The sequence below is a fragment of the Klebsiella sp. X13 genome, assembly GCF_003323835.1.
Classification (GTDB): domain Bacteria; phylum Pseudomonadota; class Gammaproteobacteria; order Enterobacterales; family Enterobacteriaceae; genus Klebsiella; species Klebsiella ornithinolytica.
In genome coordinates, this window is record NZ_CP030874.1 from 4,504,821 (window position 1) to 4,519,640 (window position 14,820).

The 14,820-nt window shown below is 54.2% G+C and carries 14 protein-coding genes; 6 read left to right on the plus strand and 8 right to left on the minus strand.

What is annotated here, in order from left to right:
• Window positions 1–4 precede the first annotated feature (4 nt).
• The 7 genes from ftsL to leuO all read right to left on the minus strand — a co-directional run bounded on the left by ftsL (window position 5) and on the right by leuO (window position 7,197).
• Window positions 5–370, minus strand: coding sequence for a cell division protein FtsL (gene ftsL, locus DSD31_RS21450; RefSeq protein WP_004857854.1), 366 nt, complete (start codon window positions 368–370; stop codon window positions 5–7).
• A complete protein-coding gene (gene rsmH, locus DSD31_RS21455; RefSeq protein ID WP_004857852.1) occupies window positions 367–1,308 on the minus strand; it encodes a 16S rRNA (cytosine(1402)-N(4))-methyltransferase RsmH in 942 nt (313 codons plus the stop codon). The genes ftsL and rsmH overlap by 4 nt, the downstream gene beginning before the upstream one ends.
• Window position 1,309: 1 nt before the next feature.
• Complete coding sequence (mraZ, locus tag DSD31_RS21460) at window positions 1,310–1,768, minus strand: division/cell wall cluster transcriptional repressor MraZ (protein WP_004857850.1); 459 nt, start codon at window positions 1,766–1,768, stop codon at window positions 1,310–1,312.
• A gap of 662 nt (window positions 1,769–2,430) precedes the next feature.
• Window positions 2,431–3,435, minus strand: coding sequence for a catabolite repressor/activator (gene cra / locus DSD31_RS21470; RefSeq protein WP_004857845.1), 1,005 nt, complete (start codon window positions 3,433–3,435; stop codon window positions 2,431–2,433).
• A 180-nt stretch (window positions 3,436–3,615) separates the two neighbouring features.
• Entirely contained in the window at window positions 3,616–4,107 is a 492-nt protein-coding gene (gene ilvN, locus DSD31_RS21475; protein WP_004857843.1) for an acetolactate synthase small subunit, read from the minus strand.
• Between the two features lie 2 nt (window positions 4,108–4,109).
• Window positions 4,110–5,834, minus strand: coding sequence for an acetolactate synthase 3 large subunit (gene ilvI / locus DSD31_RS21480; protein ID WP_004857841.1), 1,725 nt, complete (start codon window positions 5,832–5,834; stop codon window positions 4,110–4,112).
• A gap of 394 nt (window positions 5,835–6,228) precedes the next feature.
• Window positions 6,229–7,197, minus strand: a complete 969-nt coding sequence (gene leuO / locus DSD31_RS21485) for a transcriptional regulator LeuO (RefSeq protein WP_086817614.1) — start codon at window positions 7,195–7,197, stop codon at window positions 6,229–6,231.
• Between the two features lie 607 nt (window positions 7,198–7,804).
• Here leuO and leuL point away from each other — a divergent pair.
• The 6 genes from leuL to aroD all read left to right on the plus strand — a co-directional run bounded on the left by leuL (window position 7,805) and on the right by aroD (window position 13,531).
• The gene (leuL, locus tag DSD31_RS21490; protein WP_049267590.1) at window positions 7,805–7,891 is read left to right on the plus strand and encodes a leu operon leader peptide; all 87 of its coding nucleotides are present in this window, start codon (window positions 7,805–7,807) and stop codon (window positions 7,889–7,891) included.
• A gap of 96 nt (window positions 7,892–7,987) precedes the next feature.
• Window positions 7,988–9,559: a 2-isopropylmalate synthase gene (gene leuA / locus DSD31_RS21495; RefSeq protein WP_004857836.1), complete on the plus strand. Its 1,572-nt coding sequence runs from the start codon at window positions 7,988–7,990 to the stop codon at window positions 9,557–9,559.
• Entirely contained in the window at window positions 9,559–10,650 is a 1,092-nt protein-coding gene (leuB, locus tag DSD31_RS21500; protein WP_004857834.1) for a 3-isopropylmalate dehydrogenase, read from the plus strand. Before leuA ends, leuB begins: the two co-directional genes overlap by 1 nt.
• Before the next feature lie 2 nt (window positions 10,651–10,652).
• Window positions 10,653–12,053 carry a 3-isopropylmalate dehydratase large subunit gene (gene leuC / locus DSD31_RS21505; protein WP_004857832.1) on the plus strand — a complete coding sequence of 467 codons (1,401 nt, stop codon included), beginning with the start codon at window positions 10,653–10,655 and terminating at the stop codon, window positions 12,051–12,053.
• 10 nt (window positions 12,054–12,063) lie between these two features.
• Complete coding sequence (gene leuD, locus DSD31_RS21510) at window positions 12,064–12,669, plus strand: 3-isopropylmalate dehydratase small subunit (RefSeq protein WP_004857830.1); 606 nt, start codon at window positions 12,064–12,066, stop codon at window positions 12,667–12,669.
• Between the two features lie 106 nt (window positions 12,670–12,775).
• Window positions 12,776–13,531: a type I 3-dehydroquinate dehydratase gene (aroD, locus tag DSD31_RS21515; protein ID WP_004857827.1), complete on the plus strand. Its 756-nt coding sequence runs from the start codon at window positions 12,776–12,778 to the stop codon at window positions 13,529–13,531.
• Between the two features lie 40 nt (window positions 13,532–13,571).
• On the opposite strand, the gene DSD31_RS21520 is transcribed toward aroD, so the two are convergent.
• The gene (locus DSD31_RS21520; RefSeq protein ID WP_004857826.1) at window positions 13,572–14,756 is read right to left on the minus strand and encodes a sugar efflux transporter; all 1,185 of its coding nucleotides are present in this window, start codon (window positions 14,754–14,756) and stop codon (window positions 13,572–13,574) included.
• Window positions 14,757–14,820 lie beyond the last annotated feature (64 nt).

The window sequence follows — 14,820 nt, forward strand, 5'->3', positions numbered from 1 at the left end:
ATCCTTATTTTTGTACAACGATATTTTCTTGTGATGGATCAACGTGTTGCATCTGCAACTTCTCGGTCGCGATCCGCTCAACCCGACTATGATCGCCGAGCGCGTTCTCTTCGAGGATCAGGTTTCGCCATTCAATATCCAGCGCGTCACGTTCCAGAACCAGTTGTTCACGCTGCGCGGTTAGCAGACGGGTATGGTGAGCCGTCGTCACCACGGTAATCGCCGTAATGATGATGCAAATGAACAGGCAGAGTGGCAGCTTCCCAAACCGCAGAAGATCGTCCCCGATAACGCCAGGCAAGGCATGGCGCTCGTTGCTTCCTAACGATCCTTTAACTTTGCTTAAGGCTTCTGTCACTCTGCCGATCATGCGTTCGTCCTCTCTGCAATGCGCAGAACTGAACTACGGGCCCGTGGATTCTCTGCCACCTCTTCTTCGCCCGGCATCAACTTGCCTAGTGCTCGCAACTCACGGCCACCCAGTTTTTTGAGCTGCTCTTCGGTCATCGGTAACCCGGCCGGAACCTGCGGACCGCGGCTTTGCTCACGCATGAAGCGCTTCACAATCCGGTCTTCCAGCGAGTGGAAACTGATGATCGAAAGCCGCCCGCCCGGGGCCAGCACGCTGAGCGAGCTTTTTAGCGCCTGCTCTATCTCCTCCAGTTCACTGTTCACCCAGATGCGCACCGCCTGGAAGGTACGGGTCGCGGGATGTTTGAATTTGTCCTTCACCGGCGTCGCCGCCGTCACCACTTCCGCCAGCTCTTTCGTGCGGGTCATGGGCTCGATACGGTTACGCTCAACGATGGCGCGCGCGATGCGCTTACCGAAGCGCTCTTCGCCAAAGGTTTTAATCACCCAGGCGATATCCGCTTCGTCCGCCGTCTGCAACCACTCGGCGGCAGACTGGCCGCGAGTGGGGTCCATACGCATATCCAGCGGACCATCGCGCATAAACGAGAAGCCACGCTCGGCATCATCAAGCTGAGGTGAAGAGACACCAAGATCGAGAAGAATACCGTCGATCTTGCCAGTTAGTCCGCGCTCACTCACATAATCAGCCAGCGCAGAGAAAGGTCCATGTACGATGGAAAAGCGAGGGTCATCGATGGTCTTCGCCACGGCGATAGCCTGCGGATCGCGATCGATAGCCAGCAAGCGTCCTTCCGCTCCCAGTTGGGAAAGGATCAGGCGCGAGTGTCCACCGCGACCAAAGGTCCCATCAATGTAGATACCATCCGGACGAATATTCAGGCCGTTAACCGCTTCATCCAGAAGTACCGTAGTGTGTTTAAAATTTTCCATCATGTTATAGAGACAAATCCTGCAGACGCTCCGACAACGCGTCGGTCGACGACTGCTCAGCGTCGATATCTTCCTTGACCCGTTGATACCAGGTCGTTTCATCCCACAGTTCAAACTTATTGAACTGTCCGACCAGCATCACTTCTTTTGTCAGCCCGGCATGCTGCCGTAACACCGGCGCAATCAGGAGACGCCCGGCATTATCCATCTGACATTCGCTGGCATGACCCAAAAGCAGGCGCTGGACGCGCCGCTCAACGGGATTCATGCTCGATAAACGCGACAATTTTTGCTCGATGATTTCCCATTCAGGCAAGGGGTAAAGCAGCAGGCACGGGTGATGAATGTCAATGGTACAAACCAGTTGACCGGAAGCGTCTTCGATCAGCCCGTCGCGGTAACGCGTCGGTACGGCCAGACGGCCTTTGCTGTCGAGATTGACTAACGTTGCCCCACGGAACATGCCAGCCTCACCCCTTTTCGCCACTTTAACCCACAAATTCCCACCAGAAGGAGTTTACGGAGCGGAGGAAAAGCTTGTCAAGCCAGCACGAATACCAACGAAGCTCAAAAACCCATTATTTGCAGCCGATATTAGGCCTGATGAAATAATCATCAACAAACGAGGCAAATTAACGCTATGAATACGTGTAAGAAAACAACCAACAAATTCGTAACAGTTAAAAGCAACAAAATATCTTCGGTGGGAAAATATAAAGTGTCAGTTTGCGACGCGAGCGGCATTTTAGGCGATTATGATGTCCGTTAACAGTGCCTGTTACCGTCAGAGAAGCACTCTTGTCGCGGGTTGCGGGGAGATGAGCGGGTGATGAGCCGTAAAATGAGTGTTAATTCAGCGATTAACTTAATGAATGTAACAAAATAATACAAACAAAGACTGATTTAACTTTTTTTTATCGCTAACGGGGGCCGGAAAGCGGTAACTCCAGAATAAAACAAAATAATGCGTAAAGAAGTTTAGGGATTTGTCTGAAAGCGATTCAAATTTACTTTTTTATGGTAATTTGTACGGATTATCGCCAGACGACTTTCGTCTGGCGAGTCACGCCACTCTTTTCCGGGTTTTTGACACACGCAGAGGCCGGCGATCGAAAGCCTGGCGCATCAGCGACGGTTCAAACTTCCCCGGCGATACAAATTACGACGGATACGGCTTAATCCTGGTTTTGGCTTACGCGGCTCATCAAGGCTGGCGAGGACAATTTCCAGCACGCGTTCCGCCACATCGCGGTGGCGCTGGGCCACGGCCAGTACCGGACACTGCAGGAAGTCGAGCAGCTCATTGTCGCCGAAGGTCGCAATAGCCAGTTCGGACGGCAGCTTCCCTTCCCGACGCAGCGTCACATCCATCACCCCCTGCAACAGCGGAAATGAGGTGGTGAACAGCGCCTGCGGCATGGGATGCGTTTCCAGCCATTTCTCAAACAACTGCCCTGCCGCTTCGCGTTCAAAGCTGTTGGCGTACAGATACTGCACTTCACGCGGATCGTCATTCCACGCGGTACGGAAGCCCTGTTCACGCAGGAAACTGACCGACAGCTCCGGTAGCGCACCAAGATACAGGACGTTTTCCCCCGGGAATTTGCGCAGTTCAGCGGCCAGCATTTCGGCGTCATCCTGATCGGCGCCAACAACGCTGGTGAAATGCTCGCGATCGAGCGCGCGATCCAGGGCGACAATCGGGAAAGGATCGTTGGCCCAGCGTTGATAGAACGGGTGCTCAGGCGGTAATGACGTCGAGACGATAATGGCATCCACCTGGCGCTGTAGCAGATGCTCAATGCAGCGCATCTCGTTGTCAGGCTGATCTTCCGAACAGGCGATCAGCAGCTGATAGCCGCGCTGGCGCGCCTGACGCTCAAGATAGTTAGCAATACGGGTATAGCTGGTATTTTCCAGATCGGGAATCACCAGACCAATAGAACGCGTGCGTCCTGCACGCAAGCCAGCAGCGACCGCATTCGGATGGTAGTTGTGCTCACGAACGACGGCCATCACCTTTTCGACCGTTTTGTCGCTGACGCGGTACTGTTTCGCTTTACCGTTAATCACATAGCTAGCGGTGGTACGCGAGACACCGGCCAGCCGGGCGATTTCATCCAGTTTCACAATTGCCCCTTGGGTAATGAGTACAGAACATAACCTTTCTTCAGCTATGGATTCATTTTCATAACATCTAAACGCAGAATAGTTAGCGCAGCAACCGGTTTTGTCTACAGTTCCCACCGATTTCGCAAAAAAATAACCCGACAGATTGTGTCGGGCTATTTTTACGTCAGTTTCAGGGACTCAGCGCATGATTTTGTCGCCGCGCGAGAGTCCTACCACACCGGAGCGTGCCACTTCAACAATCCGCGCAACGTCGCGTAACGAAGCAATAAAGGCATCCAGTTTATCGCTGGTCCCTACCAGCTGGACGGTATACAGTGACGGCGTGACATCGATGATTTGCCCGCGGAAAATCTCCGTGTTGCGCTTCACCTCTTCACGGCCAAAACCGCTCGCCTGGACTTTCACCAGCATAATTTCACGCTCAACGTGCGAATTCTGCCCCAGCTCGCTGACACGCAGTACATCCACCAGCTTATGCAGCTGTTTTTCAATTTGCTCGATCGCTTTCTCATCGCCAACGGTCTGGATAGTCATTCTCGAAAGCGTCGGATCGTCGGTGGGGGCCACCGTCAGGCTTTCAATGTTATACCCGCGCTGTGCGAAAAGGCCGATGACGCGTGATAAGGCGCCTGATTCGTTTTCCAGTAAGACAGATAATATCCGGCGCATAATCAGGTTCTCTCCGTTTTGCTCAACCACATCTCATCCATGCCGCCGCCGCGGATCTGCATGGGATACACATGCTCGCTGCCGTCCACCGTCACATCAACGAACACCAGACGATGATTACGCACCTGTTCCAGCGCTTCGGCCAGCTTAGACTCCAGCTCCTGCGGCTCGCTGATGCGAATCCCTACGTGCCCATAGGCTTCCGCAAGCCGGACGAAATCCGGGAGCGACTCCATATAAGATTGTGAATGGCGACCGGAATAGATCATATCCTGCCACTGCTTCACCATTCCGAGGTAGCGGTTGTTCAGATTCAACACCAGCACCGGCAGCTCATACTGCAGCGCGGTGGAAAGCTCCTGAATATTCATCTGAATACTGCCATCGCCGGTCACGCAAACGACCGTTTCTTCCGGTAAGGCCATCTTCACGCCGAGTGCAGCGGGCAAACCGAAGCCCATCGTGCCGAGACCACCTGAGTTAATCCAACGTCTTGGCTTGTCGAAAGGATAGTAAAGGGCGGCAAACATCTGGTGCTGACCAACATCGGAGGTCACGTAAGCATCGCCGTTGGTCAGGCGCCAGATGGTCTCGATGACGGCCTGCGGTTTGATCTTGCCGCTTTGGGTGTCGTATTGCAGACAATGGCGCGCGCGCCACTGCGCTATCTGCTGCCACCAGTCGCGGATCTCATCCAGCGGCTGCTGCGCTTCTTCCTGCTCAAGTAGCTCAAGCATCTGCTCCAGGACCTGACGCGCATCGCCAACGATCGGCACATCTGCCGGAACCGTCTTCGAAATGGACGTCGGATCGATATCAATATGCAGCACCGTCGCATTCGGGCAGTACTTCGCCAGATTGTTGGTCGTGCGATCGTCAAAACGCACGCCGACGGCAAAGATGACATCGGAGTGATGCATCGTCATGTTGGCTTCATACGTTCCATGCATCCCCAGCATACCTAACGCCTGGGAATGGCTGGCCGGAAAGGCACCGAGTCCCATCAGCGATGAAGCAACCGGCAGATTCAGTTTTTCTACCAGGGTACGCAGCTGTTCTTCACATCCGGCGTTAATCGCCCCGCCGCCGACGTAGACAACCGGATGTTTTGCCGCCACCAGCGTCTGCAGAGCGCGTTTAATTTGCCCTTTATGACCGCTGGTCGTCGGGTTGTAAGAACGCATGCTGACGCTATCCGGCCACGCGTACGGTAGCTTGTTCGCCGGATTGAGGATATCTTTTGGTAAATCAACGACCACCGGACCAGGACGCCCGCTGGCAGCCAGCCAGAACGCTTTTTTCAGCACGCCGGGAATATCTTCCGTCTGCTTAACCAGAAAGCTGTGTTTCACCACCGGTCGGGAGATGCCGACCATATCGCACTCCTGGAAGGCATCATAACCAATCAAGGAAGTCGCGACCTGCCCGGAGAGAATCACCAGCGGAACAGAATCCATGTATGCCGTGGCAATACCGGTAATGGCATTCGTCGCGCCCGGGCCCGAAGTCACCAGCACAACCCCTACTTCACCGGTCGCTCGGGCAAGGCCATCCGCCATATGCACTGCCGCCTGCTCGTGGCGTACCAGAATATGGTCAATACCCCCCAGGGTATGTAATGCATCATAGATATCGAGGACCGCGCCTCCGGGGTAGCCGAATACTTGCTTGACGCCCTGATCGACAAGCGATTGGACGACCATCTCGGCTCCTGACAACATCTCCATGGTTTGCCTCCAGGCTTATTGTTTCTAACGACAGCAGAATTCAATTTCCGCGCGTTCGCACAATGCCAGGAATCGGCTCCTGGCCATTGAGGTGAATGGACTGCGTGCTCTTACCATAACTGCTCGCCAACGGGCAGGCAATTAGCGACCTCAGGCGCATGTCAGCCGCCAAAAGAATAAAAGATAAGAATTTGATATGAAATGTGGTTGAAAGCTTCATAAATAAGAAACGAGCGCTGAAATTACTCGGACAAATTGTCTGATGACAGAAATTCATCCATTTTTCACTTGCTGCACGCCCTGGCAAAGAGCGGCAAACAGGATAAAATTCTATATTTTGTGGTTTTGATCACATAAAGCGAGAGCGAGCGCCCCCGCTCAGGCACAGCTATATTTAGCGCTGGCAAATTCGCACCAGCAGATCCTGCATCCACTGATGACCTTTATCTCTACCGGCGGCCTCATGCCAGGAAAGAAAACAGGTGCGGTTATTCACTTTTAGCGGTAACGGCAATAATTGCAGGTTCAGCTTTTCTGCATACTCCCTCGCCAGCCAGCTCGGGGCAATGGCCACCATGTGGGTTTGTGATACCACATTAAGCACGCTGACCATAGCATTCCCTTGATATGCAATTTGCGTCTGTTTATTGACAGAGCTATACCAGGGAAGGCTAAACGAAGCATAGCGATCCAAAGCCACAACCGCATGTTCTTCGCGATAAATATCCGCTTCCGTCACCGGTCCGGAAATACGCGGGTGTTTACAGCTGGCTACTAATATCATTTCATCTTTAAACAAGGGCACACAGGCAAACTCGGGGCGGCGAAACTCCTCATAGCCAACCACAAACTCTATTTCCTGATAACGTAATTGATGCTCGGTGTTTTGATTAAGTGATGCTTTAAAAATCAAATGAATATTTGGTGCAACTTCGTTAACTTTGTTAAATATAATCGAAGTAAGATAGTTATCTAACGGGCTGCAAATGCAGAGATTAAATACGCGCTCACTGCTTATCGGCTCAAAATCGGAACCCGGCAACTCATTTTGCACCAGCTGCAGCGCCTGGCGTATTGAGCCAAATAGCTGAAATGCACGAGCCGTCGGCTGAATACCCCGCCCATACCGTACAAACAGCTCATCGTTAAACATTACTTTTAGTCGCGCTACGGCATTACTCACCGCAGGCTGAGACATCCCCAGCGAATGCGCCGCCCGCGTAATATTTTGTTCCTGCATGACCGCATCAAAAACGGTAAGCAGATTAAGATCGACCGTTCTAAGCTGAGGTTTAATCATTCCTCTTTCGAGGGCGGGTTCAGGTTCAGAGGTTTCAATTATCATATCTAACTCCACCATCAGATAAATTCCCTTTATTAAAATGCGGCAATGGGCAAAGGAAATATCATTTACCATACATATGTCACATACAAAAGAGCAAGAATGCATTTTAGGAATATATCAAAACCATTAGTTGCACGGACCTCCGTTAAATTATCAGAAAAAATCCTAAAGGCCTGAAAGCCCATTGATGAGTGGATAGCGTTAAAGGAATACATAACTGGCAGAAAAAACGCTACACTCCCCATCGCCAACGTTAATTTAAGCGTTTTTCAATGCATTGACTCAGCGTCAACCTGCACTATCTGCTTATTATCATTGACGTTCTCACAATACTTAAATCAATATATTCATAAGACCGATAAACCAAGGGCTGTAATTAAGATAATTCCAACCCATGTCGGGCGGTGACGCGGCAAGAAGGGAAAAGTCAATCGCAGCGGCAGCGTTAACTGAGAGTCTGCCAGAGTGAATTGAAAAATAATTCTCGGCAAATAAGGCCATTTCTCAGAACAATACACTAATTCCATTGTGAGGTAAAAAGCGGTTTTTGTTGCCCAGGGGTTGACATCAAAACGCGTATCCAGTAACTCTAAAAGCATATCGATTTCATCTGGAGCATGACGCAATGATTCGCACCACTCGTTTCACCGGCCTACTACTACTAAACGCATCCACTATGCGCGGTAGGCTGTTGGGCGACGTTCAGCGTTAAGTCATCTTCCAGCAAGACTATAAAACCCGCGCCGTTGCGCGGGTTTTTTTATGCTCGTAAGCAAGGCGCCCAGGACACCGATTAAGGATCTAAACCATGAGCCAGCAAGTCATTATTTTCGATACGACCTTACGTGACGGGGAGCAAGCGTTACAGGCCAGCCTGAGCGTGAAAGAGAAGCTGCAGATTGCGATGGCCCTGGAGCGGATGGGCGTTGATGTGATGGAAGTCGGCTTCCCGGTCTCATCTCCTGGCGACTTCGAGTCCGTACAAACCATCGCACGCACCATCAAAAACAGCCGCGTCTGCGCCCTGGCTCGTTGCGTCGAGAAAGACATTGATGTGGCGGCAGAATCCTTAAAAGTCGCCGAAGCGTTCCGAATTCATACCTTTATCGCCACCTCGCCGATGCACATCGCCACCAAGCTGCGTAGCACCCTGGATGAGGTCATTGAGCGCGCAATCTATATGATCAAACGCGCACGCAACTATACCGACGACGTCGAATTCTCCTGTGAAGATGCGGGCCGTACGCCGATCGCCGATCTGGCGCGCGTGGTCGAAGCCGCCATCAACGCCGGCGCCACCACGATTAATATCCCGGACACCGTCGGCTATACCATGCCGTTTGAGTTCTCCAGTATCATTACCGGCCTGTACGATCGCGTCCCGAATATCGACAAAGCCATCATCTCCGTGCACACCCATGACGATTTAGGCCTGGCCGTCGGTAACGCGATTGCCGCGGTCCACGCCGGTGCTCGCCAGGTTGAAGGCGCCATGAACGGTATCGGCGAGCGCGCGGGCAACTGTTCGCTGGAAGAAGTGATTATGGCCATCAAGGTGCGCAAAGACATTATGGATGTCCGCACCGGCATTAATCACAACGAAATCTGGCGTACCAGCCAGACCGTCAGCCAGATTTGCAATATGCCCATTCCGGCCAACAAAGCCATCGTCGGTACCGGCGCCTTCGCCCACTCCTCCGGCATCCACCAGGACGGCGTGCTGAAGAATCGCGAAAACTACGAAATCATGACCCCGGAATCGATCGGTCTGAATCAGGTGCAGCTGAACCTGACTTCCCGCTCCGGCCGTGCGGCAGTGAAACACCGTATGGAAGAGATGGGCTACAAAGATACCGACTACAACATGGATCACCTCTACGACGCCTTCCTGAAGCTGGCAGACAAAAAAGGCCAGGTCTTTGATTACGATCTGGAAGCGCTGGCGTTCATCAACAAACAGCAGGAAGAGCCGGAGCATTTCCGCCTGGATTACTTCAGCGTGCAGTCAGGCTCCAGCGATATCGCCACGGCCTCCGTAAAACTGGTCTGCGGTGAAGAGACCAAAGCGGAAGCCGCTAACGGCAACGGCCCGGTCGACGCTATTTATCAGGCTATCAACCGTATCACCGGCTATGACGTGGAGCTGGTCAAATATGACCTGAACGCCAAAGGTCAGGGCAAAGACGCGCTGGGTCAGGTAGATATCGTCGTAACCTACAACGGTCGCCGCTTCCACGGCGTCGGTCTGGCGACGGATATCGTTGAATCCTCCGCGAAAGCCATGGTCCACGTGCTGAACAATATCTGGCGCGCAGCAGAAGTCGAAAAAGAGTTGCAACGCAAAGCTCAAAATAACGAGAACAAGAAGGAAACCGTGTAATGTCGAAGAATTACCATATTGCTGTTTTGCCAGGTGATGGCATTGGCCCGGAAGTCATGAACCAGGCGATGAAAGTACTGGAAGCCGTTCGTCACCGTTTTGATATGCGCATTACCACCAGTCAGTATGACGTCGGCGGCATCGCTATCGACCGTCAGGGCACCCCGCTGCCGCAGGCGACGGTAGAAGGCTGTGAGCAGGCCGATGCGATTCTGTTCGGCTCCGTAGGCGGCCCGAAATGGGAACATCTGCCGCCGGCCGGTCAGCCGGAGCGCGGCGCGCTGCTGCCGCTGCGTAAACATTTTAAACTGTTCAGCAACCTGCGTCCGGCGAAGCTGTACCAGGGGCTGGAAGAGTTTTGCCCGCTGCGTGCGGATATCGCGGCAAACGGCTTCGACATTCTGTGCGTCCGCGAATTAACCGGCGGGATCTACTTCGGCCAGCCGAAAGGCCGCGAGGGCAGCGGTCAACACGAAAAAGCATTTGATACCGAGGTCTATCATCGCTTTGAAATCGAGCGCATCGCGCATATCGCGTTTCAGTCCGCACGCAAACGGCGTAATAAAGTGACTTCTATCGATAAAGCGAACGTTCTGCAGTCATCTATTCTGTGGCGCGAAGTGGTCAGCGAGATCGCCAAAGAATACCCGGACGTTGAGCTGGCGCATATGTACATCGACAACGCCACCATGCAGCTGATTAAAGACCCGTCCCAGTTTGACGTTTTGCTGTGTTCCAACCTGTTCGGCGACATCCTGTCTGACGAATGCGCCATGATCACCGGCTCAATGGGCATGCTGCCGTCGGCCAGCCTCAATGAACAAGGTTTTGGTCTGTATGAACCGGCAGGCGGCTCAGCTCCGGATATCGCTGGTAAAAATATCGCCAACCCTATCGCGCAGATCCTCTCTCTGGCGCTTTTGCTGCGCTACAGCCTGGATGCCGATAACGCGGCAACAGCGATTGAGAGTGCGATCAACCGTGCATTAGAAGAAGGCGTGCGTACCGGCGATTTAGCGCGCGGCACGGCGGCGGTCAGTACCGATGAAATGGGCGATATCATTGCCCGCTATGTCGCTGAAGGGGTGTAATCATGGCGAAGACCTTATACGAAAAGTTGTTTGATGCGCATGTTGTTTATGAAGCGCAAAACGAAACCCCGCTGCTGTATATCGACCGTCATCTGGTGCATGAAGTGACCTCACCACAGGCCTTTGACGGCCTGCGCGCGCACAACCGTCAGGTTCGTCAGCCGGGTAAAACCTTCGCCACCATGGACCATAACGTTTCTACCCAGACGAAAGATATCAACGCGTCCGGCGAAATGGCGCGCATTCAGATGCAGGAGCTGATCAAAAACTGCCAGGAGTTCGGCGTTGAGCTGTACGATCTGAACCACCCGTATCAGGGTATCGTCCACGTGATGGGGCCGGAACAGGGCGTGACCCTGCCGGGGATGACCATCGTCTGCGGCGATTCCCACACCGCCACTCACGGCGCATTTGGCGCGCTGGCTTTTGGTATCGGCACCTCCGAAGTTGAGCACGTCCTGGCGACTCAGACCCTGAAGCAGGGCCGTGCCAGGACCATGAAGATTGAAGTGAATGGCAAAGCAGCGCCGGGCATCACCGCTAAAGATATCGTGCTGGCCATCATTGGTAAAACCGGTAGCGCCGGCGGCACCGGCCACGTGGTGGAGTTCTGCGGTGAAGCCATTCGCGATCTGAGCATGGAAGGTCGTATGACGCTGTGCAATATGGCCATCGAAATGGGTGCGAAAGCAGGTCTGGTCGCGCCGGATGAAACCACCTTTAACTATGTGAAGGGTCGTTTGCACGCGCCAAAAGGCCAGGACTTCGACGCGGCTGTTGAATACTGGAAAACCCTGAAAACAGATGCTGACGCCACCTTTGACACCGTCGTGACCCTGCAGGCAGAAGAGATTGCCCCGCAGGTTACCTGGGGTACAAACCCAGGTCAGGTCATTTCCGTTAACGAGATGATTCCCGACCCGGCCTCTTTCGCCGATCCGGTCGAGCGGGCGAGCGCGGAAAAAGCGCTGGCCTATATGGGCCTGAAACCGGGTATCCCGTTAACCGACGTGGCTATCGATAAAGTGTTCATCGGCTCCTGTACCAACTCGCGTATTGAAGATTTGCGCGCCGCGGCCGAAGTCGCTAAAGGCCGCAAAGTCGCGCCGGGCGTGCAGGCATTGGTGGTCCCGGGTTCTGGCCCGGTGAAAGCTCAGGCGGAAGCCGAAGGTCTGGATAAGATCTTTATCGAAGCCGGTTTTGAATGGCGTCTGCCGGGCTGCTCCATGTGCCTCGCCATGAACAACGATCGCCTGAATCCTGGCGAGCGCTGCGCATCAACCAGCAACCGTAACTTTGAAGGCCGTCAGGGCCGCGGCGGACGTACCCACTTAGTCAGCCCGGCTATGGCCGCAGCGGCAGCCGTGACCGGCCATTTCGCCGATATTCGCGACATCAAATAAGGAGACCATCATGGCAGAGAAATTTACCCAACATACGGGCCTGGTGGTTCCGCTGGATGCCGCAAACGTCGATACCGATGCGATCATTCCTAAGCAGTTCCTGCAGAAAGTGACGCGCACCGGTTTTGGCGCGCATCTGTTCAACGACTGGCGTTTTCTTGACGATCGTGGACAACAGCCAAACCCGGAATTCGTCCTTAACTTCCCGGAGTATAAAGGCGCATCGATCCTGCTGGCGCGGGAAAACTTCGGCTGCGGCTCCTCCCGTGAGCACGCGCCGTGGGCATTGACCGATTACGGTTTTAAAGTGGTTATCGCCCCCAGCTTCGCCGATATCTTTTACGGTAACAGCTTTAACAACCAGCTGCTGCCGGTGACGCTGAGCGATGAACAGGTCGACGAGATGTTCAAGCTGGTTCAGGCGAACCCCGGCATGACGTTCGAAGTGGATCTGGAATCCGAAGTGGTGAAAGCGGGCGACAAAACCTACAGCTTTAAAATTGATGCCTTCCGTCGCCACTGTATGCTCAACGGACTTGATAGCATCGGCCTGACGCTGCAGCACGAAGAGGCGATTTCAGCCTACGAAAACAAACTGCCGGCCTTTATGAACTAACCACGCCGTTGATCCCCGAGCCCGGTCCTTGTGACCGGGCATTTTTTTAGGTTTTTCGCGCGGCTTACGGCAAGAAAAGAGCCCGCCCTGACCGATGGACCCGCACATGACGACCGCTGTCACCATTAAAAATATCACCTTCCAGGAAGGCACCACGTTAATTTGCGTGCCGCTAATCGGCCAGACGCTCGACGAGCTGAAAGCCCATGCCCGCACGCTGGCGGAGGCCGGAGCCGATCTTATCGAATGGCGTGTCGACCATTTTACCGCTGTCGGCGATCGGGATCAGGTCCTGCTGGCGCTGACGGAGATTCGCCGGCTGCTCGCCGATATACCGCTGCTGTTCACCTTCCGCAGCCACAAAGAGGGAGGTGAAACGGAGATCGGCGATGACGCGTACTTCGCACTCAACCGTCTGGCCGTTGCCAGCGGGCTGGTGGACATCATTGATATTGAGCTCTTCAATGACGAAATGCCGATCCGGGCGCTGATCGATGAAGCTCATGCCGCCGGGGTAAAAGTGATTATGAGCAATCATGATTTCCAAACAACACCGGCGCAGGAAGAGATTATCGCCCGGCTACGCCGCATGCAGGAGCTGGGCGCCGATCTGCCGAAAATCGCGGTCATGCCTCAGTCGCCGCAAGACGTGCTGACATTACTGTCTGCCACTCTGGTCATGAAAGAACGGTACGCCACCCGCCCGTTAATCACGATGTCGATGGGCAAACTGGGCGGCGTCAGCCGGGTCACCGGACGCCTGTTCGGCTCAGCGATGACGTTTGGCAGCGTGGGCCAGGCATCGGCACCCGGACAAATTGCCGTGCGTCAGCTGCGGGAAATGATGAATATTCTGTCCTGAAAGCACGCCGCATCGCAGCAATCTGCGGTGCGGCGCCTGGCTAAATATCTTTGACTTTGCTGGTCAGAAACAGCGTCAGCAGCGAGATGGCGGCAATGACCCAGTACACGCTGGCGTGGCCATAGTTTTGCGACAGCGCTCCCTGCAGCACGCCGGCGAGAATCACTCCGGTGGAAATACTGTTGGTAAACAGCGTGGTGGCGGCCCCGGCCCGTCCAGGCATCAGATCCTGGAACCACAGCATGCCAATCCCGGCGACAATACCGATAAAAATGGCGTTGAACAGCTGCAGCGCCAGCAGCGCGGTACGTTCGTGGAACACAATCAGGCCAAGATAGAACAGCACGCCGGCAGCCACCGCGGCGACCATCATTTTACGTTTGCCCCAGCGCTTGACGTAATACCCCGCCAGGATCATCGCCGGGATTTCCAGCCCGGCCGCCGTCCCCATCAGGATCCCGGCCAGGCTATCCGGCAAGCCAAGATCGCTACTGATCCACAGCGGCATATCGATGATATACATGGTGTTGCAGGTCCACATCAGCGTCGACGCGATAAACAACATACGTACGTTTTTATCTTGCCAGCCGCCGGCCTGCACTACGACGCCCGCCGCTTCCGCAGGCTGTTCCACTCGGGCAACCGACGGCAGCTTAACGGCAATTAACGCCAGGCTAATGACGAAAATACCGGCCGCAATCGAGAACATGGTGGTAAAGCCATAGTTCAGCGCCAGCATGAAAGCCAGCGGCGGTCCGATCACCCACGCCAGCGACAGCTGCGCACGCATCACCGAGCTGAACATCACCACTTCCCGCGCCGAACTATCGGCATATTCCCGCGCCAGGGCGAACAGCTGGGGCATCGCGGCATTGGCAATCGACGCCAGCATCACACCGCAGGTGATCAATGTTAAGTAGTGACGGTTAAAAGCAAACAGTAGCGCGTTGCCCACCGCCATCAGACAGCAGAACATGATCAGCCGGCGGCGATCCCCCTGGCTATCGGAACGTTTCGCCAGCGCCAGGCTCACCAGAATACCGGCGATCGCGTTAACGGTATAAAACAGGCCGACCCAGAAAGGCTGTGCGCCCACTTCGCGGCTGAGGAACAAGCTGAGGGTTGGCGCCTGCAGCGCGCCCGCAATACCCATCATAAAAGCGACCAGCATAAACGCCGCGTATACACCGTTAAGCCGCCGTCCCATCGTCATCAACCAGAGCATGTCATGTCCTTAAAGCACGCGAAGAAAACGAAAAAAGCCAGCAGAAGTCATCTGCTGGCGGGTG

What these genes read in the sequence shown, in the direction of transcription:
- ftsL (WP_004857854.1), bottom strand. Translation starts at nt 370, where the DNA reads ATGATCGGCAGAGTGACAGAAGCCTTAAGCAAAGTTAAAGGATCGTTA.
- rsmH (WP_004857852.1), bottom strand. Translation starts at nt 1,308, where the DNA reads ATGATGGAAAATTTTAAACACACTACGGTACTTCTGGATGAAGCGGTT.
- mraZ (WP_004857850.1), bottom strand. Translation starts at nt 1,768, where the DNA reads ATGTTCCGTGGGGCAACGTTAGTCAATCTCGACAGCAAAGGCCGTCTG.
- ilvN (WP_004857843.1), bottom strand. Translation starts at nt 4,107, where the DNA reads ATGCGCCGGATATTATCTGTCTTACTGGAAAACGAATCAGGCGCCTTA.
- ilvI (WP_004857841.1), bottom strand. Translation starts at nt 5,834, where the DNA reads ATGGAGATGTTGTCAGGAGCCGAGATGGTCGTCCAATCGCTTGTCGAT.
- leuL (WP_049267590.1), top strand. Translation starts at nt 7,805, where the DNA reads ATGATTCGCACCACTCGTTTCACCGGCCTACTACTACTAAACGCATCC.
- leuA (WP_004857836.1), top strand. Translation starts at nt 7,988, where the DNA reads ATGAGCCAGCAAGTCATTATTTTCGATACGACCTTACGTGACGGGGAG.
- leuB (WP_004857834.1), top strand. Translation starts at nt 9,559, where the DNA reads ATGTCGAAGAATTACCATATTGCTGTTTTGCCAGGTGATGGCATTGGC.
- leuC (WP_004857832.1), top strand. Translation starts at nt 10,653, where the DNA reads ATGGCGAAGACCTTATACGAAAAGTTGTTTGATGCGCATGTTGTTTAT.
- leuD (WP_004857830.1), top strand. Translation starts at nt 12,064, where the DNA reads ATGGCAGAGAAATTTACCCAACATACGGGCCTGGTGGTTCCGCTGGAT.
- aroD (WP_004857827.1), top strand. Translation starts at nt 12,776, where the DNA reads ATGACGACCGCTGTCACCATTAAAAATATCACCTTCCAGGAAGGCACC.
- DSD31_RS21520 (WP_004857826.1), bottom strand. Translation starts at nt 14,756, where the DNA reads ATGCTCTGGTTGATGACGATGGGACGGCGGCTTAACGGTGTATACGCG.